This window comes from Fundidesulfovibrio putealis DSM 16056, from assembly GCF_000429325.1.
Classification (GTDB): domain Bacteria; phylum Desulfobacterota; class Desulfovibrionia; order Desulfovibrionales; family Desulfovibrionaceae; genus Fundidesulfovibrio; species Fundidesulfovibrio putealis.
This window is the reverse complement of sequence record NZ_AUBQ01000003.1, coordinates 171,054-189,240: the sequence shown is the minus strand read 5'-3', so window position 1 is coordinate 189,240 and position 18,187 is coordinate 171,054. Positions and strand designations below refer to the sequence as shown.

The 18,187-nt window shown below is 59.5% G+C and carries 20 protein-coding genes, 2 other RNA genes and 1 pseudogene; 21 read left to right on the top strand and 2 right to left on the bottom strand.

Going from position 1 to position 18,187, the window contains the following annotated elements:
- The first annotated feature begins 46 nt into the window (after window positions 1-46).
- Window positions 47-502: a Holliday junction resolvase RuvX gene (gene ruvX / locus G453_RS0101005; RefSeq protein ID WP_027189532.1), complete on the top strand. Its 456-nt coding sequence runs from the start codon at window positions 47-49 to the stop codon at window positions 500-502.
- Window positions 502-1,515 carry an endolytic transglycosylase MltG gene (mltG, locus tag G453_RS0101000; RefSeq protein ID WP_027189531.1) on the top strand — a complete coding sequence of 338 codons (1,014 nt, stop codon included), beginning with the start codon at window positions 502-504 and terminating at the stop codon, window positions 1,513-1,515. The genes ruvX and mltG overlap by 1 nt, the downstream gene beginning before the upstream one ends.
- A 550-nt stretch (window positions 1,516-2,065) precedes the next feature.
- Here the strand turns inward: mltG and G453_RS0100995 are convergent.
- Window positions 2,066-2,599 (bottom strand): annotated as a pseudogene (locus G453_RS0100995) (methyl-accepting chemotaxis protein); the annotation flags it as partial.
- 754 nt (window positions 2,600-3,353) lie between these two features.
- Between G453_RS0100995 and G453_RS26910 the strand changes: the two are divergent.
- The 13 genes from G453_RS26910 (at window position 3,354) to G453_RS25815 (ending at window position 12,969) form a co-directional block, all read left to right on the top strand.
- An RNA gene (locus tag G453_RS26910) (hammerhead ribozyme type II) lies at window positions 3,354-3,419 on the top strand.
- A 74-nt stretch (window positions 3,420-3,493) separates the two neighbouring features.
- Window positions 3,494-4,024 (top strand): hypothetical protein, encoded by a 531-nt coding sequence (locus tag G453_RS0100985; RefSeq protein ID WP_027189528.1) that lies wholly within the window; start codon window positions 3,494-3,496, stop codon window positions 4,022-4,024.
- Window positions 4,025-4,396: 372 nt separating this feature from the next.
- Window positions 4,397-4,462: hammerhead ribozyme type II (locus tag G453_RS26905), an RNA gene on the top strand.
- A gap of 164 nt (window positions 4,463-4,626) precedes the next feature.
- The gene (locus G453_RS21645; protein ID WP_156920747.1) at window positions 4,627-5,952 is read left to right on the top strand and encodes a helix-turn-helix domain-containing protein; all 1,326 of its coding nucleotides are present in this window, start codon (window positions 4,627-4,629) and stop codon (window positions 5,950-5,952) included.
- Window positions 5,953-6,282 (top strand): hypothetical protein, encoded by a 330-nt coding sequence (locus tag G453_RS0100975; protein WP_027189527.1) that lies wholly within the window; start codon window positions 5,953-5,955, stop codon window positions 6,280-6,282.
- A 264-nt stretch (window positions 6,283-6,546) separates the two neighbouring features.
- A complete protein-coding gene (locus G453_RS0100970; RefSeq protein ID WP_156920746.1) occupies window positions 6,547-6,942 on the top strand; it encodes a hypothetical protein in 396 nt (131 codons plus the stop codon).
- Window positions 6,943-6,946: 4 nt separating this feature from the next.
- Window positions 6,947-7,690 (top strand): nucleotide-binding protein, encoded by a 744-nt coding sequence (locus tag G453_RS0100965; protein WP_027189525.1) that lies wholly within the window; start codon window positions 6,947-6,949, stop codon window positions 7,688-7,690.
- A complete protein-coding gene (locus tag G453_RS0100960) occupies window positions 7,687-8,109 on the top strand; it encodes a hypothetical protein (protein ID WP_027189524.1) in 423 nt (140 codons plus the stop codon). Before G453_RS0100965 ends, G453_RS0100960 begins: the two co-directional genes overlap by 4 nt.
- A 4-nt stretch (window positions 8,110-8,113) precedes the next feature.
- Window positions 8,114-9,115: a P-type conjugative transfer ATPase TrbB gene (gene trbB, locus G453_RS0100955; RefSeq protein WP_027189523.1), complete on the top strand. Its 1,002-nt coding sequence runs from the start codon at window positions 8,114-8,116 to the stop codon at window positions 9,113-9,115.
- Entirely contained in the window at window positions 9,112-9,432 is a 321-nt protein-coding gene (locus tag G453_RS0100950) for a TrbC/VirB2 family protein (protein WP_027189522.1), read from the top strand. The genes trbB and G453_RS0100950 overlap by 4 nt, the downstream gene beginning before the upstream one ends.
- A complete protein-coding gene (trbD, locus tag G453_RS0100945; protein WP_027189521.1) occupies window positions 9,429-9,740 on the top strand; it encodes a conjugal transfer protein TrbD in 312 nt (103 codons plus the stop codon). The genes G453_RS0100950 and trbD overlap by 4 nt, the downstream gene beginning before the upstream one ends.
- Complete coding sequence (locus tag G453_RS0100940; RefSeq protein ID WP_027189520.1) at window positions 9,740-12,145, top strand: VirB4 family type IV secretion/conjugal transfer ATPase; 2,406 nt, start codon at window positions 9,740-9,742, stop codon at window positions 12,143-12,145. The genes trbD and G453_RS0100940 overlap by 1 nt, the downstream gene beginning before the upstream one ends.
- On the top strand, window positions 12,142-12,969 hold the full coding sequence (locus tag G453_RS25815) for a hypothetical protein (protein ID WP_051271340.1): 828 nt from the start codon (window positions 12,142-12,144) through the stop codon (window positions 12,967-12,969). Before G453_RS0100940 ends, G453_RS25815 begins: the two co-directional genes overlap by 4 nt.
- Here G453_RS25815 and G453_RS28290 read toward each other — a convergent pair.
- Window positions 12,966-13,232, bottom strand: coding sequence for a hypothetical protein (locus G453_RS28290; RefSeq protein ID WP_027189519.1), 267 nt, complete (start codon window positions 13,230-13,232; stop codon window positions 12,966-12,968). The two genes, G453_RS25815 and G453_RS28290, sit on opposite strands and share 4 nt — an antisense overlap.
- On the opposite strand from G453_RS28290, the gene trbL reads away from it, so the two are divergent.
- The 6 genes from trbL (at window position 13,207) to trbG (ending at window position 18,185) form a co-directional block, all read left to right on the top strand.
- The gene (gene trbL, locus G453_RS0100925) at window positions 13,207-14,433 is read left to right on the top strand and encodes a P-type conjugative transfer protein TrbL (RefSeq protein ID WP_169725269.1); all 1,227 of its coding nucleotides are present in this window, start codon (window positions 13,207-13,209) and stop codon (window positions 14,431-14,433) included. The two genes, G453_RS28290 and trbL, sit on opposite strands and share 26 nt — an antisense overlap.
- 90 nt (window positions 14,434-14,523) lie before the next feature.
- The gene (locus G453_RS21635) at window positions 14,524-15,174 is read left to right on the top strand and encodes a type IV secretion system protein (RefSeq protein ID WP_235731658.1); all 651 of its coding nucleotides are present in this window, start codon (window positions 14,524-14,526) and stop codon (window positions 15,172-15,174) included.
- A gap of 63 nt (window positions 15,175-15,237) precedes the next feature.
- The gene (locus G453_RS0100915) at window positions 15,238-16,419 is read left to right on the top strand and encodes a TrbI/VirB10 family protein (RefSeq protein ID WP_235731657.1); all 1,182 of its coding nucleotides are present in this window, start codon (window positions 15,238-15,240) and stop codon (window positions 16,417-16,419) included.
- Window positions 16,409-17,065 carry a conjugative transfer signal peptidase TraF gene (gene traF, locus G453_RS21630; RefSeq protein ID WP_051271337.1) on the top strand — a complete coding sequence of 219 codons (657 nt, stop codon included), beginning with the start codon at window positions 16,409-16,411 and terminating at the stop codon, window positions 17,063-17,065. Before G453_RS0100915 ends, traF begins: the two co-directional genes overlap by 11 nt.
- Window positions 17,062-17,268, top strand: a complete 207-nt coding sequence (locus tag G453_RS0100905; RefSeq protein ID WP_027189516.1) for a hypothetical protein — start codon at window positions 17,062-17,064, stop codon at window positions 17,266-17,268. Before traF ends, G453_RS0100905 begins: the two co-directional genes overlap by 4 nt.
- Window positions 17,268-18,185, top strand: coding sequence for a P-type conjugative transfer protein TrbG (gene trbG / locus G453_RS21625; RefSeq protein ID WP_051271334.1), 918 nt, complete (start codon window positions 17,268-17,270; stop codon window positions 18,183-18,185). Before G453_RS0100905 ends, trbG begins: the two co-directional genes overlap by 1 nt.
- Window positions 18,186-18,187: the final 2 nt, after the last annotated feature.

Here is an 18,187-nt window from a genome sequence, read left to right as displayed (position 1 = left end):
GGGACGCTGTGGCGTTCCGGGCCCTTCGGCCCTTCTGGAGCAGGCCGTGAAAACCCTCGGCATCGATTTCGGCCTCAAGCGCGTGGGGCTGGCCCTCACCGACCCTGCCGGGTCCATGGCCTTCCCCCACAAGACCATCGAGCGCGTGGAGCGCCACGGCCAGTCCGGGCGCGACGCCCTGTTCGCGGAGCTCGTGGACATCGTGGCGCAGGAAGGCGTTGAGCTCATCGTGGTGGGCTGGCCCGCCCCCCCGGACGGCATCGACAGCATGACCGCCCGCCAGGCGACCAACTTCGCAGCCAGCATGGCCCGGCGCGTGACCGTCCCGGTCCTGCTCATGGACGAGACGCTCTCCAGCTCGGAGGCCCTGGACGACCTGCGCGCTGCCGGGGTCAAGCAGGCCAAGCGCAAGGCTATCCTTGACCAGCAGGCCGCCGTGCGCATTCTGCAGAGCTACATTGCGGCCCCGGATGCGGCGAGGCCCGTGGAGAGGAAATACTGATGCTCAGGCGCGCTCTTTCCCTCCTGGTTCTCCTGGTTCTGGCCGCTGGCGGGTTCGCCCTCTGGCAGGGGCACCGCTTCCTGACCGTCCCCCCGGAATCTCCTGGGCGCGAGGTCACCATACGCGTGGACCAGGGCATGAGCTTCGAGCAGATCACCGGCCTCCTGCACAAGGAAGGCCTCATCACCGACCCGCTGGGCTTCAAGCTACTGGCCAAGTACACCAAGCAGGACGGCAGGCTCAAAGCCGGGGAATATCTCCTGAATACGGGCTACACGCCCCAGAAGGTGCTGGACCAGCTGGTGAGCGGGCAGGCCATCCTGTACCGGGTCAGCGTGCCCGAGGGCCTGACCATGCGCCAGATCGCCCGCCTCACCGAGCAGGCCGGACTTGGCAGCGCCGAGAGCTTCGACAAAGCCGCGCGCGACAAGGAGTTGCTGGCCAAATACGCCATTCCCGCTGCCAGCGCCGAGGGGTTCCTGTTCCCCGAGACCTATCTCTTCACCAGAAAGCCCGGCAACGACGCCCGGCAGGTGGTGGAAGCCATGCTGGCCCAGTTCGCCAAGAACGCGGCCAAGGTCTGGCCGAACGGCGCGCCCGAGGGCAAGGCGCTCTTCGAGGCCGTGATCCTGGCCTCCATCGTGGAGAAGGAGACCGGACAGTCCGGCGAGCGCGGCAAGATCGCCGGGGTCTTCGCCAACCGCATGAGCAAGAAGATGCTCCTCCAGACCGACCCCACCATCATCTACGGGCTAGGCGAGAAGTTCGACGGCAACCTGAAGCGCGCCCATCTGGACGACCCCAAGAACCTTTACAACACCTATCAGCATCCCGGCCTGCCGCCCGGACCCATATGCAACCCCGGCCTGGAAGCGCTCAAGGCCGCCGCCAGCCCCGAGGTGCACGACTATCTGTACTTCGTGGCCAGAAACGACGGCACGCACCAGTTCTCCAAGAGCCTGGACGAGCATAATGCCGCCGTGGTGAAGTATCAGCTGCGCAAAGGGAAATAACTGGCCTCCGGCGGCCAGAGAGGGCGCTGCCCTCTCTGGACTCTCCCGCCAGGGGGATGATCCCCCTGGACCCTGCATTAGCTTCGCGCAACGCCCCGTTACAGTTCAGATCCCTGCCAAATAAGAGCCCTGAAGCGCGCAAAGCCGCGCTTCAGGCTCTTCAATTCTTGAAATCGCTATCTTCGTCGATGGCGGGGGCTGTGTGCTGCCACGGACGCGGCCTGCGCGGCAGAGTCCGAGCGCCGTACGGTGTGATTTCAGGCGGGGGCTGGGTGCTGTCACGGTCGGGTTCTGGCGGGCGGGCGACGAATCGTCTTCAAATCGGTTCTAGCCCGCCCGCCAGGACACGGACGGGACAGCAACCAGCACCCAGCCCCGCCCCCCCCCCGCGCACGACGCGAAGCTAATAGCCGGGTCCAGGGGAGGCTTCTCCCCTGGCGGGTGCAGGGCGGAGCCCGCCGGGGTGTGGGGCAGCGCCCCACCTCTCCAATGAACGAGGCCCCAGGGAATCATCCCCAGGGCATCATTTGTCAGAAAGAAAGTAGAGGCGTTACTGCGCCAGCCGCTCGCGCCGCACCCGCCCGGGGTCGGCGGGGATAGCCCAGGTACTCTTCACGGGCTCGTCCGCGCCGTCGATTTTCATGCGTTCGATCAATCCGTCCAGTATCCGCGCCTGCTGCGCCAGCTCTTCCACCGCCTGAGCGGATTGGCGCATGGCTCCGGACGTCTCGGCGGAGATGCGGCTCACGTCCTCGATGCTGCGGTTGATCTCCTCGCTGGCGGCGGACTGCTGCTCCGACGCGGCGGCAATGGACCGCACCTGATCGGTTGCCGCCTCCACCAGCGCAACGATCTCGCCAAGCACCCTGCCCGAGTCCTGGGCCAGCGCCGTGGCCGCGTCGATCCCGTCCACGGATTTTTCGACGTTTTCGATATTCTTTTTCGTGCCTTCCTGAATTCCCTGAATGGCCTCTCCGACTTCCCTGGTCGCGGTCATGGTCTTCTCGGCGAGCTTTCGCACCTCGTCGGCGACCACGGCAAACCCGCGCCCGGCATCGCCTGCGCGCGCGGCCTCGATGGCTGCGCGTGGGGGGCTATCCTTCTGATTTTTCACGGTTTATCCGTGAACGATGTCTTGACCTTGAGAAATCCAGAGATTTCCGAGTGTTATGCTGCATTTTCTGGCGCTTAAAGTCTCTCTGTAGTCTAAAAGATCATTATTTTTCAGCATGTTACAAACACAAGTCGAAAGTATCGTCGCTTGATTTTGTAGCAACAGAAAAAGGCGCTGTTAAACTACGCCAGCCCTTGGCTGTCCTTGCTTCCGGGGATCACTCGGCTTCGATCGTTCTAGGGAGCCCGATCCCCCTCTCTCCCTGCCAAACCCTCCACCCGACTGCCGCCCGGCACCTGGCCGGGCGGCCGCAGGCATTCCTTCGCGGGACGAGGGTTCATGCTCCTCTACCTCATTCCAGCGGAAGATCAACCAGGGCAGGGCAGCCCACCTCAGGAAGTATGCTGATGAAGGAATTCTTCTGTAAGACGCGCGTCCTTCGGACTCGCAGGGACCGGATGTTTCCGAAGACCACTTTCCAACGCAGGTATGCCGACCAGCTCCATGTCGAGTCATGGGCCGGGTTCACTATTGCGGAGGCTTTGCGCAAGGGATCGTCGCCTGACCAGGCGGTGGCGAAGGCGGCACAGCTCCTGACGGCAATCGCATTTCACTCGCAACGGTTGAGGAAAACGCCTTGCTGAGCCGGTTAAATGGGATTTTCCCGGCTGGGGTGGTCGCCGGGTTAACACGAGCCCCTTTCCCGGGGTGCGGGAGAGGGCCAAGGCGAAACCGCCCTTCGGGTCGGTCGGTCGGGCGTGGTGTCCCGGTCCTGACGAACCAACCGCTCGGGCAGCCTGGTGGCCGTGGGCACCTTGCAGGCGGTGTCAGACAACAATCATCACTATCACAAGGATCGTCGTTATGAAAACTGGCTTCGGACTCATCTGCCTCATGCTGTTGATACTGCATGGCGGCAGCGGACATGCGGCAGAAAAGAGCATCAAGGCAACGAACAGGATTTTGTCAAACCATCCTTTTTCATATGAAGTCAGCCTGACCGCACCTGTCGATACATTCATTGTGTTGGAAGACAGGAGTTTCGGCGTACCGTTGGAATTATTGCAAGGCCAGACGGTTCATTCAACTACAGGAACATTGCTTCTGATCCTGTCTTCGGTTGAGCATGCCTATTTCAAAGAAGGCAGGCTTATGCGCTATCTGTACATGCGTGATCCGCAGAAGCCGCAAAGAGCTTTGCCCTCCGTGGAGTTTCGGCTTGCAGCGCAGATAGGTCAGAAGGCCTTCATGCATTATTTTGAGCCGGATCATTTCAGTAGCCTGCCGGACTCTTCCACGCCTTTTGTTATCGAAACAATTGATGGAAATAAGTTTGGCGTTACCTACGACGCGGCAACCAAGACCTACGCCTTTACTGTGGGGAAGAGTGAGTAATGGTCGTGTCCGGAGTGTTTACATCCGCACCTGGCCCTGCTGCCAACTCCACAGGGTCAACGTCAATTTTAAAACTGAGGAAGCTTTGCTTCCATGTCGGGCACACGATGTTGACTGTGTACGTCCCCTGCTGGACGGCCTGCGTTCCAGGGGCAGAAAATGTGTACCGGAGAGCATCATTGGTAAAGACGTACGCTGTACAGTCATTCCCCATGCTGATGGTCAAAGGAGTCAGCGAGCTTTTGTTTGTAGATTTCGGGGCACAACCAGCCAGGAGCAAGAGAAATGCAGTGGCAATACAAAGACTGATGGAGCGCATGAGGCCTCCCGTGGTTTCAGCTGGCATGCTTCTTCCGTTCAGTAAAACTTCTTCGGCGAAACCGCCCTTCGGGGCGGTCGGCCGGGCGTGGTGTCCCGGTCCTGACGAGCCAGCCGCTCGGTCAACAGTCCAACCGGGAGCACCGGCGACGAAACAGCGACTGGCCTGAAAAGGCGAAAGCCTCGGGTGCAACCGAGGCTTTCAAAAGCACGAAAGGCAAAGGCCATTCACAATTGGATGGCCGAACCGTACCCGAAAGGGGAGGTCCCGTCAAGGGGTCTGAGTGTTTTTTGTACTTTTCTCTCCAAGTCGCAAGGGCTTGAAACAATTGGAAAATCTCACGGGATGGGACGCGAAACGCGACCATGTGGAGGAGTTTGTCATGAGAACATTCGACCTCTCGTTTTCAGCGGTGATTCTCTACGGCTGCCTCATCAAGCGGTGCGGGCCGCGCGGCCATTGCTGGCCAGGCCAGGCCACCTTGGCGCGAGACATGCGCAGGAGCGTGCGCTCCGTCCAGGCAGCGATCCAGGACCTGAAAAAGGCAGGGCTCATCGCCGTGGAGAACGGCGGGCGGCGCAGCAACATCTATCGGCTGGTGCTCCATCCCGCGATCCTGGCGGAAAGGGCGCGCCGGAGGCCGAGGGCCGTTTCGAGGCAAGGCCAGCCGGATCAGGCCGGAAGACACGGAAATGGATCGTACCAAACAAGTTCATGCCGCACGCAACCTGCTGTTTATCCCGCAGAAAAGTGCGCACGAAATAATAAAGAAGAAATACAGAAGACCCCCCTACCCCCCGCAAGACGGGGGGAGGCGATGGAGCTGGCACCGGTACCCGCTTTTGCCGGGAGCGACAGCCGCAGAAGACCGAAGGCAGTTTTACGCCAAGTGAAGAGATCGGAGAAAGCAGGGCGCGTCGCCCGGCTCAGTCAGGACGAGCTTGCCGAGGCAGACAAAACGTTCGGGGTGATCCTGGCGGTTTGGCCTGAAAACAAAAATCCCGATCCGGGCAAAGCCAAGCGCCTGTGGCGATACCTTTGGCGCTCCGGAGTCCTACCCGATGCGGCCTTCCTGGTGACGACCATCAGGGAAAACCTCGAACGCAATTTCCGTTGGCTGAGAGGCTATGCCCCGTACTTGGCCAACTGGCTCTGGGCCAGGCGCTGGGAGGAGGAACTTCCTGAAGCGCCGAGGAAGGCGCTCCAGGATGGCCATGAGGCCGAAGGCCAGGAATCCACCGGAGCAGTAAGCGCGCAGGCGGATACCTCGAACAAGGCTGGGCACGCTCCGAACGTCCAGGAGAATGCCAAGGGCCACCGCCATGAGGAAAAGCAGGGACTTCCCGCCAGAATCCAGGAGGCCTTGGACGCCATGGCGCTGGGTCTGGGACGCGCCCTGTCCGGCCGGGAGAGATCCACGGCAATCTCGGCACTCATCCGGCTGGGCACCAGACGGTCTTATCCGGCCCGGGAAGCCTTGAGGCAGGAAGCACAAGCTTATGCCGCCTTAGCCGAGGAGGAGTTCTTCGCATGGATTCGAACGTCTCTTGTTCCATGGGCCGAAGACCACTGTGAAACACATGAAACCACGGATGCAAAGGCAGCGTAAATGGAAAAACTCACAGGGAGTGATGTCATCAAATTCAACATCACGGATTTCGTCACGGAAGGCTTCTTGATCTCTCCGGGGGCGAAGCTGCTATACTTCGTGATTGTCCAGAACTGTGGCGAAAACGACGCAATTACAGTTTCGCTGGAGACGCTGAGAAAGAAGATCGCCGTCAGTAAGCCAGCCATGCGCTTATACATCGGTGAAATAGTGAAGACCGGGCTGGTGACGTTGAAACGCGAAGCCCAGAAGAAGTTCACGTTCCAGCTGCGGTTGCACCCAAGGATCGTGGCCGAAATTGAACGGCAGAAGGCTGAAGGCAAGTCATGACAGGCGGGAAAGGCACAGAGGCCCCCACCGGCCCCCACCGGCCCGAAGCGGGCCGGAGCCCGTGCCTGCGGGTGGCCAGGTTCAACCAGCTCGACCCCAGGTCCGTTCAAAGGCAGGCCTGGGAAAAGGTAGGGTTTCTGGACTCCCTTCATAGCCTGTCGCGGATCGAGAGGCGAGCGTTCCCTGTTTGTGCTGGGTACGGCTCCGCCGAAGAGCCTGCACGCCGAAGCGGCGTGAAGAGGGGCGAGGGGCAAGGGCGTAGTCATGAAACCAAGTCCTGAACAAACGCCGCACAAGTATGCGAACAAACGCAATCTGGCACGTGTGGAAACAGTCGAACTGATGGACGACATACTGAAGTTGCTGTTGAAGAGCCACACACTGGCTGAGGTGTACCGGATGTACATCGTTCAGAAGAAGATTTCGCAATATTGCTTCAAGACATTTCAGAAAGCAGTGAAAGAGGTTTTGAAAGCCAAAGGTTACACCCTGCATCGCAACGCACTTCCAATGGAAGTGATAGTAGCGGCCAAGAGCGGGCAAGAATCACAAACGCTGGTTCCGGCTGCGGGGAGTTCCACACCAGGGACGGCGAACACCAACTTACCCGCTGTTAAGGATGATTACGGAATCCCGCGCGGGGTGAAAATCAACGGATGAGAACATGAAACATGTGCATTGGATTCTTCAGGGCAAAGGCGGCGTCGGCAAGACGTTCACAGCGTTCGTCCTCCATCAGTATTTCCAGGCCAAAGGCATGGAAGTGATGGGGGTGGACACCGACGTCGTGAATCACTCCTACGCGGCATACAAGCAGTTCAATGTGCATGTGCTGCCACTGCTCAAGGACGAGGACTTGATCGACAAGGAGAAGTTCGACGCAATCGTGGAGATGGTCAGCACGATGCCGGACTCAACGTGCATGGTGGTCGACTCCGGGGCGTCCACCTTCTATCCGGCGACTAAGTACCTGAAGCAGCAAGAGATTCCGCAGATGTTCGGCGAAATGGGCGTACGTCTGATGATGCACACGGTCGTCACGGGTGGCCAGGCGTTGCAGGACACCGTGGACGGCTTGGCCCTGGTGATGAAGTTCTTCCCGAATGTTCCCATCGTCGTGTGGCTCAATCACAAGGACGGAGTGGTGAAGCACGACGGGAAGCGGTTCCAGGAGTGGGATTTCTACCACGAGAGCGCAAAGTTGATCCACGCGGTGATCGACCTTCCTGAGCGCGACGAATCGACGTTCGGCAAGAACCTGCGGGAACTTCTGGCGCGCAACCAGACCTTTGAAGATGCGTTGGCCCCGGAGTCGGAACTGTACCTGATGGTGAAGCACCGCTTGAAGATCTACTGGCGGGACATTTTCACCGTCGTGGACGCGGCTGGGCTCCTGGAGGAGGCGTGAGTTCCCGGAAAGCGCCGAAGGCGCGGGAGGGACAGCAGGAGGAAGAGCAGGCGGAATCCATCTTCCTCAGGGGAGAGGACGTGGTGGCTGCGATCCAGGCTCAGCTGGGGGTCAAGGTTTTGGATGACGATCCCGTGCTCCTGTTCATGCCCACGGCCATGAACATGCTGATCGGGAAGTTCAACTTGCTGCTCAGGAGACACCGCGAGGAGTTCAAGGAGCTGCTCGACCGGAACGTGACGGATTACTTCACGCAGAGCCAGGCGGCGGCCAACAAGATCGGCCAGGCCCTGGAAGCGACCTCGATCGGGGCCATCCGCACCATCCTTCGCGACTTCCGCAACAGCATGCTGCTGTTGCTGGCCATCCAGGTCGTCATAGCCTGCATCACCGTGATCGCGGTCATAAAGCTGAGGTAACGCGATGATTGACGACCGTCTCTTGCGAAACCTGGAGCAGGCCATGGGGCCAGTGGCCATGGAAGCGCTCCGCGATCCGGACGTGCTGGAGATCATGCTCAACCCCGACGGCCGGCTGTGGCTGGAGAAGTTCGGCGAGCCGATGTTCGAGGCCTGCCGCATGTCACCTGCTGAGGGACAAAAAATCCTCTCCCTTGTGGCCAGCGCCCTGGGCGTGACAATCACGGCATGCTCACCCGTGGTGGAAGGGGAATTCCCTATCGACGGAAGCCGGATAGAGGGAGTGATTCCTCCCCTGGCTCCTGGCCCCTCCTTTTGCATTCGGAAAAAACCCGCGCGCGTGTTCACCCTGGCCGAGTACGCCGAGGCGGGCATTATGGATGCCAGGACCAAGGATTTCCTGGAAGAGGCGGTCCTGAGACACGCCAATATCATCGTTGCGGGTGGCACTGGCTCCGGCAAGACCACCCTCGTCAACGCGCTCATCGAAACCATGTCCAGGCTGTGCCCGCATGACCGCGTGCTGGTCATGGAAGACACCTGCGAAATCCAGATTTCTAGCCAGAATGCTGTCTCTCTCCGCACCGCCGAGGGCTGGGACATGCAGAAGATCACCAAGGTCATGATGCGCATGCGCCCGGATCGGATCATCCCGGGCGAAGTGCGCGACAGGGCCGCCCTGGAAGTCCTGAAGGCATGGAACACCGGCCACGACGGGGGGATAGCAACCCTGCACGCGAACAGCGCCCTGGAGGCGCTGAGGCGCTTGGAGCAACTTGTAGCGGAAGTGACGCCTGCCCCCATGCAATGGACTATCGGTAGCGCCGTGGATGTAGTCGTTTTCATCGAGAAGAGCATGGAAGGCAGAAGAGTGTCGCAGGTAATGCATGTGGATGGCTATGACGAGCAAAGCAAGTCGTATTCCACGAAGTTCATTGTGAACAATCGGCACTCATCCCGTGCCGAAGCATGGCATGAAAAATACATCGTTGGAGAAGCAGCATGAGAAAACTGTATTTGTCCCTGACCAGCGCGACCATCCTGACGTTGACGACCTGCTCCATGGCGTTGGCTTCGTCCGCCAGCGGGCTCGACCAGTTCACCAGCCCTCTGGAAAAGTTCATCGGCTACATCACCGGGCCTTGGGGCAGATATATCGCCATCGCGGGCATCGCCTTGGTGGGGTTCTATTTCATCCGTCACAAGGAGGATCTGACCGGTGGCGTGAAGCTCGCGCTCGACGTCATCCTGGCCATCTGCTTCATCGCCCTGGCCACGAATGTGGTTGACGGCCTGTTCAGCTTCAGCGGGGCGCTTGTATGAGCATCGCGCCGCGCAAAACCCCCATCCGGCAATCTCTACACCGTCACAACCACGTCATGGGAGCGGAGCGCGATCCGGTTCTGTACCTGGCGCTTGCGTCCTTCATGGTGGCCATGGCCGGGATGAACAAGATCGGGGCGGCCGTGGCCGTGCTGCTCTACATCAGCGGGATGTTCGTCCTGCGCAGGCTGGCCAAGGCCGACCCCATGATGTGCCGGGTCTGGTGGCGGCACAGCCTGCAACAGCTCTACTATCCCGCAAAATCCAGCATCTGGAGCCTCGGATCGCAGGACTGGAGGAAATCCTGATGCTCGACCTGAGACAGTTCCGGTCGAGAAACCGGGGCCTGGGAACCGTCTTGCCGTACGCTGCCCTTGTTGAACCGGGCATCGTCATGTGCAAGGACGGCACGTTTCTGGCCGGGTTCGAGATCAGCGGTCACGACACCGCATCGAGCACGCCGGATGAACTGGCCGGCGTTTCCGCGCAGTTCAACAACGCGACTCGGGTCCTGGGCACCAACTGGCTGCTCAATGTGGACGCCGTACGTGCCAAATACCGGGCGTATTCTTCGCCTGAAAAGAGTTTCTTCCCCGATCCGATCACCCAAATGATCGACGATGAGCGCCGGAGCTACTTCGGCGGTGATGTGTACCGGACACGCACATGCGTCACCCTGGCGTTCAGGCCGGATTTGGGAGTGCAGAAGGTGGCTGCGGCCGCACGGGTCGGAGGGGCCACTTCCAGCGCTCTTGAACGATCCCTGGCCGTTTTCAAGCATACCCTCCTGGAGTTCGAGGACGCCATGTCTGCCGTTCTGGCGTCCATGCGCAGGCTGGAGGACTACCCGATCGAGGAGGAGGACGGGGAGGTCTGGTACAGCGAACTCCTGTCCCACTTGCAACTGTGCGTGAGCGGCGTGGACCAGCCGGTGCGCATCCCGCGATGCCCCATGTACCTGGATGCGTTGTTGGGGTCCGAAGATCTTGTCGGTGGCTTCGCCCCCCGGCTTGGCGAAAAACGCCTCGCCGTGGTGGCCATCGACGGACTGCCGCAGGAGAGCTGGCCATCCATGCTGGCCAGCATCGACGGACTGCCTTTGCAGTACCGGTTTTCCACCAGGTTCATTTGCCTGGACCAGTATGACGCCCAGAAGGAGATCAATACCTACCGGAAAGCGTGGAAGCAGGGCGTCGTCGGCTTCTTCGACAAGCTCTTCAACCACGCGAATCCGCGACTGAACCGGGATGCCCAGCTCATGGAGGCGGACGCCGAGGAGGCGCTCACAGAGGTCCAGGGCGGGTATGTCGGAGCCGGATACGTCACTTCCAACGTCGTCTTGATGCATGAGGATGAAACGGAGTTGCGCGACTGGGCTCGCGAATTGCGCCGGACGTTCATCACCATGGGTTTCGGATGCCGCATCGAGTCCATCAATGCGATGGAAGCGTGGTTCGGTTCGCACCCGGGCAACTGGTTCGCCAATGTCCGCAGGCCCATGGTCAACACCATGAACCTCGCGGACTTGCTCCCTCTCTCCAGCGTCTGGACCGGCGAGGAGTTCTGCCCCTGTCCGTTCTATCCGGCCGAGTCGCCACCGCTCATGGTCTGCACGACCGATGGCGCCACGCCGGTCTGGATCAACCTCCATGTGGGGGATGTCGGGCACACGCTGATTTACGGGCCTCCTGGCTCCGGTAAGTCCACATTGTTGGCCCTGATCGCCGCACAGTTCAGGCGATATGAGCGGGCGCAGATATTCGCGTTCGACAAGGGTATGAGCCTGTATCCGTTGTGCACCGCCACGGGCGGCACACACCACGAACTCGGCAAGGATAAGGGACTGGCCTTCGCTCCCCTGCAACACATTGACGATCATGCCGACCGCGTGTGGGCCGAGGGTTGGATTGCCGACTTGCTGGTGTTGCAGGAAGTGAAGGTGACTCCGGCGATCCGCAACGCCATTCACGCGGCCATGGAGCTGTTGGCGGGGAACCCGCGCAACATGCGCAGCCTGTCGGATTTCGTGAACCAGGTCCAGGACGACACGGTGAAGGAGGGCCTTCGGTACTATACCCGCTACGGGACCATGGGCCACCTGCTCGATGCCGAGTCGGACACCTTGGATATCAGCTCCTTTCTGACCTTCGATGTCGAGGAGTTGATGGGCATGGGGGATAAAACCCTTATCCCAGTGCTGTTGTACCTGTTCCGACGCATCGAGCGCGCGCTCACGGGCCAGCCCACGGTCATTCTCCTCGATGAGGCTTGGATCATGCTTGGCCATCCCGTGTTCCTGGCCAAGATCAGGGAGTGGCTGAAAGTGATGCGTAAGGCCAACTGCGCGGTTGTTCTGGCCACGCAGAACATTTCTGACGCTGCCGAATCAGGCATCATGAACGTCCTGGCCGACTCCTGCCACACGAAAGTGTTCCTCGCGAACGTTTCCGCCCGTGAGATCAACCAGCGTCCCTACTACGAAGCGGTTGGCCTAAACGACCGCCAGATCGACATCATTTCCACCGCCAGGCCCAAGCGGGATTACTACTGGGTCACGCCTGAAGGTCGGCGGCTCGTGCAGTTGGGATTGCAGAAGAAGGCCCTGGCGTTCGTCGGCGTCAGCGACAAGGAAAGCATCGCCAGGATCAAGGTCCTACAGGAAACCCACAAGGAATCGTGGCCACAAGAGTGGCTCAAGGAGAGAGCGGCATGAAAAAGGTGATGGTGAGATCATTTTTCCCGTTGGTGTGGCTGCTTCTGTTCTCAACATGTTCATTTTCGCAGGCATCTCCTGTCGTGTTCTGCACGAATTGCAGTGATAAGTTTACGCAAATGATAGACAGGATAACGAACGTTGAAAAGCTGCAAGAGGCATACAAGCAGGTCAGCGAGGCCATGCAGCAGACGCAGAAACAGATACAGATGGTCCAGACGGGTTTTGATCAGTACCAGAACATGCTGAAAAATACGGCTTCCCTGCCCTCAAGCATACTTGGGCAGTTGCAAGGACAGTTTAGCCAGGTTTCACAGCTGTCGAAACAGTTGAAGCTCAACCGAGGCGATGCCTCGGCGTTGAGCCAGATATTCAACAAGATTTATCCGCCCAAGAAGGGGTTGACTCTGCCTTCCGCCGATGGCGGCAGCGCGAAGCCGTGGAAAAACCCCAACGAGGTCGGCGAGGAGAAGGACGCCATTGACCAGGCTGCCATGGATGCGCAGCAGGCGGCTTTCGAGGTGTCTGGGCAGCAGATCGAAGACATCGAGCAGAACGCAGACCAGCTCGACACGGACGTGCAGCAACTCATGCAGACCCCTGACGGCCAGGTGAAGGCCGTCATGGCGGGGAACCAGCTCCTGGGCCGACTGCTTCAGGAGAGCCAGAAGCTGAGGCAGCTCTTTGCGGTCTCCACCCAGGCCCAGGCCCAGCAGGCCATGAACGAGCGCAAAAAGGTGCTCGACCAGGAAGCGTGGGGGCAGGCCACGAAGACTGACAAGCTGAACGCTCCGACTTCAACTACACCTGCCGCCGGATTTTAAAATCCAGCAGCGGGACCTTTTGAAGCAGGCTTGTCCAAATGTTTTTTAAGTTTGTCTGTGTCATACATGTGTTGAATGGAATAGACATCCTTCTTGTCTTTCTCGCTGACAGGGCAGCCATTGGCGATGTTGTGTTCAACAGCCTTCACAAACTCATCACCTTTCAAGCTGGAAGTGTCTTTGCACTTGCTGCTCTGGTTGCATCCACCAACGCAAAGGATGACGAGGGTAATGCTAATGCATAATTTGAAGTTCGTCGTCATAACAACAGTACTCCTGTTTTTCGGAATTGCCGTGGCGGTCTATGCGGTGGAAGCACCACCGTCTCCTCTCAATCCGTACGATGACCAGTGGACACCTGAGGCCGACGGGTATCCTCCCTCGGGAGATGCGACACCAGCGCCAACTGGCGGAAGCGGCGGACCAAGCACTGATATAATAGTGCAAATCGTTTCCAAATTCAAGGAAAAGACCGACGCTTGGTCTAGTGTTCTGACAGGCGTCGCCATGAGTCTGTTTCGGACGTGCGTGATCCTCAACATCCTCGTCTTTGGCGTGCGTGCAGCTCTCAACAGATCAGCTCTAGACAACATTCTGAAGGAGTTTGCGCTCGTAATTCTGTTTACAATGTTCATGTGGGCGGTCATCGCCAATTATCATGAATGGTCGTGGAATATCATCAACGGGCTGAAAAAGATTTCCGGACAGCTCGGTGGCGCAAGCATGGTCGAGTCAGGTCCGATTGATGTGGGCCTTGCGATAGTCAAAAATATATTAAATGGAATAACAAAGTGGGAACCTATGAATGCGTTTGGAATGGTGTTGTGCGCGGCACTGTTGCTAATCGTATTCGCGCTCATAACAGCACAAATTGTCTTCGTGAAGTGTGAGGCCATGATCGCCCTGAATGCGGCGACGTTACTACTAGGGTTCGGCGGCCTGACGTACACCAAGGAATATGCGTTTAACGCCATGCGCTATGCACTCGCGGTCGGAATCAAGCTCTTCGTGCTGGAAGTCATCATAACCATCGCAATGCAGTTCGCGGAAGAGCTGAAGGGTGCCCCAGCAACTTTTGAAAGCATATTCGTCGTACTCGGCGCATCAATTGTGCTGTTGGCACTTTCCAAAAGCATTCCGGAGGTTTGCGCCGGGATCGTTTCTGGATCGCACGTGAGCAGTGGTCATGCGCTGGGGAGCGCGGTGGCCGGGATCGCGGGCGCTGCTGCGGGAATGGCCATTGGTGCGGCGGCGACCGGAGTGCGTGGGGCATCGGCCACGGCCCAGGCGGCGAGCATGGCCAGCGCAGCCGGGAAGACCGGCTTTGGCGCAATGGGGCACATGGCCGGGTCCATGTTCAAGGCCCATAAGGATGCGTTCATGCAAGGCGACAAACGAACCCATACCGGTCGAGCTATGCAGAACTTACGCCGGATGCATGACAACATGAAGAAGAAGTCTTGAAGTCCATAAAGAACACTGGGGGATCACGTGATGTTTTTCCGTAAGAAAGAGAGTCCTGCGGCGCAACCGCCCAAAGAGAAGTCGTCATACGTGAGCGGACGCGAAGAATGGCTTGAGCGTTACGGCAGCTACATCAAGAGGGAAGCGTTTTGGCGCACGACGGCGATCGTGACGCTGGGAATCTGCTTCATCTCCGTGGCCGGGAACGTGATGCAGGCCACAAAGAGCAAGATCGTACCCTACGTGGTCGAGGTGGACCAGCTGGGGCAAACCATGGCCGTGGGCAGGGCGGACGAGTCCACCGGGCCTTCGACGAAGGTGATCCAGGCGGAGCTGGCCAACTTCGTTATCCGCTGGCGCACGGTGAGCCCGGACCTGGAGATTCAGAAACGGTATGTGGACCAGCTCGATGCATTCTTGGAGGGGGCGGCCAGGGGCCAGGTCAAGGAATGGCTCAAGACGTACAATCCCTTTGAGCGAGGCAAGGACCGCATGGTCCAGGTCATCGTGAAGACACTCCCCTCCAAGGTGAGCGCGGAATCCTGGCGTGTCGAATGGACGGAAGTGACCCGCAGTTATGCGGGCATCCAGATGAGCAGCGAGAATTACCAGGCCACGTTGACGATCCAGATGCAACCTCCGGCCACCGATGCGCAGGTGCTGAAGAATCCGAACGGCATCTACGTGGTGGCCATGTCGGTTTCCACGGTCATGGACTCTGGCGCACAGGGCCGGAAATAGGAGCGCCAGATGGTCAAAGCGCCTGAAAAAGAGAAGCCCGAGGACGTTCTTCAGGTCGAACGCATGGCCAAATGGCCCCTGTATGCGTTGCTGGCCGTGGGGCTGGCAGTGGCCGTCTTCATGCTGTTCATGATGGACTCGGCGGACTCGAAGAAAAAGAAGGAGCAAGCACCGCGTCAGACGGTGAACACGACGGAGACAAAGGCTCCCTTGTTGCAGGCTCCGCAAGGAAGCCTCATGCAGCCTCCGCCGCAGCCTTCTGCGGCAGCGAAGAAAGAAGAACCGAAGCTGGTGACGGTGGTCACGAATCCGACACCTCTCGACAACAAGCGTGAGCTGGACGAATTGCAGAAGCGCAAGCACCAGCAGGCCATGAATGCCTTGTCGTCCCCGCTTCTGTTGAAGCGGGGCAACGAGAAGCCCGAGAAATCCGGGGAAAAGGATGCGGCACAGGTTGCGAGCACGCCGATCCTGGCCAGGGAGGTGGGGCAGCCCCAGGCCCCGCGCGAACTGAACCTGGAGAGTATGATGCCGACCCGGGAGGGGGCATACGACCCGGCGGCGGACAAGGACAAAGAGGGATTCTTCAACCGGGCGAAGACGGACGGCCGGTGGGTTTCACAGGAAACCCGTGTTCCCGGGTACAAGTACGAGGTGAAAACCGGCTGGGTCATCCCTGCGGTGATGGTCGGGGGAATCAACTCGGACCTGCCCGGGCGCATCACAGCCCAGGTGAGCCAGAACGTCTTCGATACGGCCACGGGTGAGAACCTTCTGATCCCGCAGGGATCGAAGCTCCATGGATCGTACGATTCACGCATCGTCTACGGCCAATCGCGCCTGCTTGTCGCGTGGAACCGGATCGTGTTCCCAGACGGCTCGTCCGTCACCCTGGAGACGATGCCGGGGACCGACAGCGCCGGTTACGCCGGGTTCAGCGACGATGTGGACAACCATTATTTCCGGTTGTTCGGCTCCGCCATCCTGATGTCGCTGATAGCTGGCGGCACCTCCTGGGCAGTGGATACCGTGACCCCAGCGAGCACCGCCTCCCTCGGCTCCAACAACTCGCCTTCCCTCCAGCAGCAGATGGCCTCGTCGCTTGCGACGCAGCTCGGCCAGACCACGTCACAGATGCTTTCCAAAAACATGAACATCAAGCCGACCTTGGAAATACGGCCCGGATACCGTTTCAACGTGACCGTTACCAAGGATTTGGTGTTCAGGGGGCCGTATGCAAATTGAAAATGATGGTGGCCGGTCATGGGGCCGGGATGCTGTTGCTGGCGTAGGTGAGTTCATTGCCGAGGTACTGAAGTGTTTTTGGAAGTGGACGTTGCGATTATCCACCATCGTCCTCGCATTCCTGTTCGTCCTGTACTTTGGCGTTGTTCATCTCCATTTGCGGTTCAACTTCACGTCGTCAATGCCGCTAGGCATCTACCGCGTTGCTCCTGCTGGTTCTCCTGTCGTTCGTGGGGATTACGCGACCTTTCGGCTTACGGGGCCGCTTGCGGCCTTGGCCATGGAGCGCGGCTACCTGGAGGCCGTGCCATGTCCAGGCGTCAAGACAATACTCGCTGAGCACTGCCCAGCGCCGCTGCTGAAGGCCGTGGCCGGTGTGCCCGGCGACGTGCTTGAGATCGGCCCGGACGGCATCCGGGTGAACGGGATCTTGCTCCAGGAGAGCCGCACCCGTGACACGGATAGCCGTTTTCGGCCGATGCCGGAAAGCCTGCTGCGGCCTGGGCCAATCGCCCAGGGCATGGCCCTGGTGATGTCGGATGCGAACCCGCAGGGATTCGACAGCCGGTACTTCGGACTGGTGTCCTTGGCGGGGTTGGAAAAGGTGCAGCCGGTTTGGACGTTCGGAGAGAAGGGGGATTTATGAGCCCGCAAGCAGGGTCCATGGTCCGGCAAACGCCGGGCCTGAGTTGGTGGTGTCTGGCCGTGATGTATTGCCCGGTGTTGGTCGGGATGATCCTGGCGGCCTTCGTGGCGGCGGCCGAAATCGACCAAGGCGGGAAACGCGCGGCGGGCGTCTGGTACGCCCCGAGTCTGGCGGTAACTGAACCCGAAAGGAAGGCGGAGTGATGAGAAGACGTAAGGCGATCTTGTTGATGATCCTGACCTGGTTGTGGGTGCAGCCGGTGTTCGGGGCGGACGCGCCCGGCCGGGGCAAGGGAGGGCAAGGCGACGGCCAGACGATGGACCTGAAATTGCCCATCAAGCCCTTGACCCCTGGCGACTACATGAGCCCGGACGTCAAATTGAGCCCGCGTGAGCAGCAGGCGGTGAAGCTGGCCCGGGAATGGGAGAGTGCCGGCGTCCCGCCAGTCCAGGCAGGCGGAAAAGTACTGTTCACCTTCGGGGCATCCGTTCCTGTCGTGGTGGGTGCGCCGAACCAGCTCTGCGTTGTGGAATTGCAGCCTGGCGAGGCGGTCAATGAAGTGCTTGTCGGTGATTCGGCCCGTTGGATGTGCGAGGTGGCCAAATCGGGGCCTGCCGCGCACATCGTGATCAAGCCCGTGGATGCGGGGTTATCCACGACAGCTCTCATTACTACGGATCGACGCTCTTACTACTTGCAGCTTGTGAGCCAAAAAAACGGTCATACGCCGCGCGTAGGCTTTTTATACCCTGATGAAGGAGCCGCCAAATACCGGGAGAAGCAGGACAAGGAGGCCAAGGAAAAGCAGTGGAAGACGGCCGAGGCGGCAGGCGAGCCGAAGGACTTGAGCCAGTTGAACTTCAGCTACGAGGTCAAGGGCGATGCTCCTTGGAAGCCCGTCCAGGTCTTCGACGATGGGCGTCAGACGTTCATCAAACTTCCGGCGGCTGTTCAGACCGGCGACGCGCCGGTCCTGTTCTCCCGTTCGGGCGGGCAGGACCAAATGGTGAACTATCGCATGAAGAACCTGTCGATGATCGTGGACGGAATTTTCCCGGAGACGTTCCTCATCTCTGGAGTTGGCAGCAAACAGCAGCGCGTGACCATCCGGAAGAAGTGAGG

Coding starts and splice junctions, on each gene's coding strand:
- G453_RS0100970 (WP_156920746.1), top strand. CDS start 6,547: ATGAAACCAAGTCCTGAACAAACGCCGCACAAGTATGCGAACAAACGC.
- G453_RS0100965 (WP_027189525.1), top strand. CDS start 6,947: ATGAAACATGTGCATTGGATTCTTCAGGGCAAAGGCGGCGTCGGCAAG.
- G453_RS0100985 (WP_027189528.1), top strand. CDS start 3,494: ATGAAAACTGGCTTCGGACTCATCTGCCTCATGCTGTTGATACTGCAT.
- G453_RS0100950 (WP_027189522.1), top strand. CDS start 9,112: ATGAGAAAACTGTATTTGTCCCTGACCAGCGCGACCATCCTGACGTTG.
- G453_RS0100905 (WP_027189516.1), top strand. CDS start 17,062: ATGAGCCCGCAAGCAGGGTCCATGGTCCGGCAAACGCCGGGCCTGAGT.
- G453_RS0100940 (WP_027189520.1), top strand. CDS start 9,740: ATGCTCGACCTGAGACAGTTCCGGTCGAGAAACCGGGGCCTGGGAACC.
- trbD (WP_027189521.1), top strand. CDS start 9,429: ATGAGCATCGCGCCGCGCAAAACCCCCATCCGGCAATCTCTACACCGT.
- G453_RS0100975 (WP_027189527.1), top strand. CDS start 5,953: ATGGAAAAACTCACAGGGAGTGATGTCATCAAATTCAACATCACGGAT.
- trbL (WP_169725269.1), top strand. CDS start 13,207: ATGCATAATTTGAAGTTCGTCGTCATAACAACAGTACTCCTGTTTTTC.
- G453_RS0100915 (WP_235731657.1), top strand. CDS start 15,238: ATGGCCAAATGGCCCCTGTATGCGTTGCTGGCCGTGGGGCTGGCAGTG.
- trbB (WP_027189523.1), top strand. CDS start 8,114: ATGATTGACGACCGTCTCTTGCGAAACCTGGAGCAGGCCATGGGGCCA.
- trbG (WP_051271334.1), top strand. CDS start 17,268: ATGAGAAGACGTAAGGCGATCTTGTTGATGATCCTGACCTGGTTGTGG.
- G453_RS25815 (WP_051271340.1), top strand. CDS start 12,142: ATGAAAAAGGTGATGGTGAGATCATTTTTCCCGTTGGTGTGGCTGCTT.
- mltG (WP_027189531.1), top strand. CDS start 502: ATGCTCAGGCGCGCTCTTTCCCTCCTGGTTCTCCTGGTTCTGGCCGCT.
- G453_RS28290 (WP_027189519.1), bottom strand. CDS start 13,232: ATGACGACGAACTTCAAATTATGCATTAGCATTACCCTCGTCATCCTT.
- traF (WP_051271337.1), top strand. CDS start 16,409: ATGCAAATTGAAAATGATGGTGGCCGGTCATGGGGCCGGGATGCTGTT.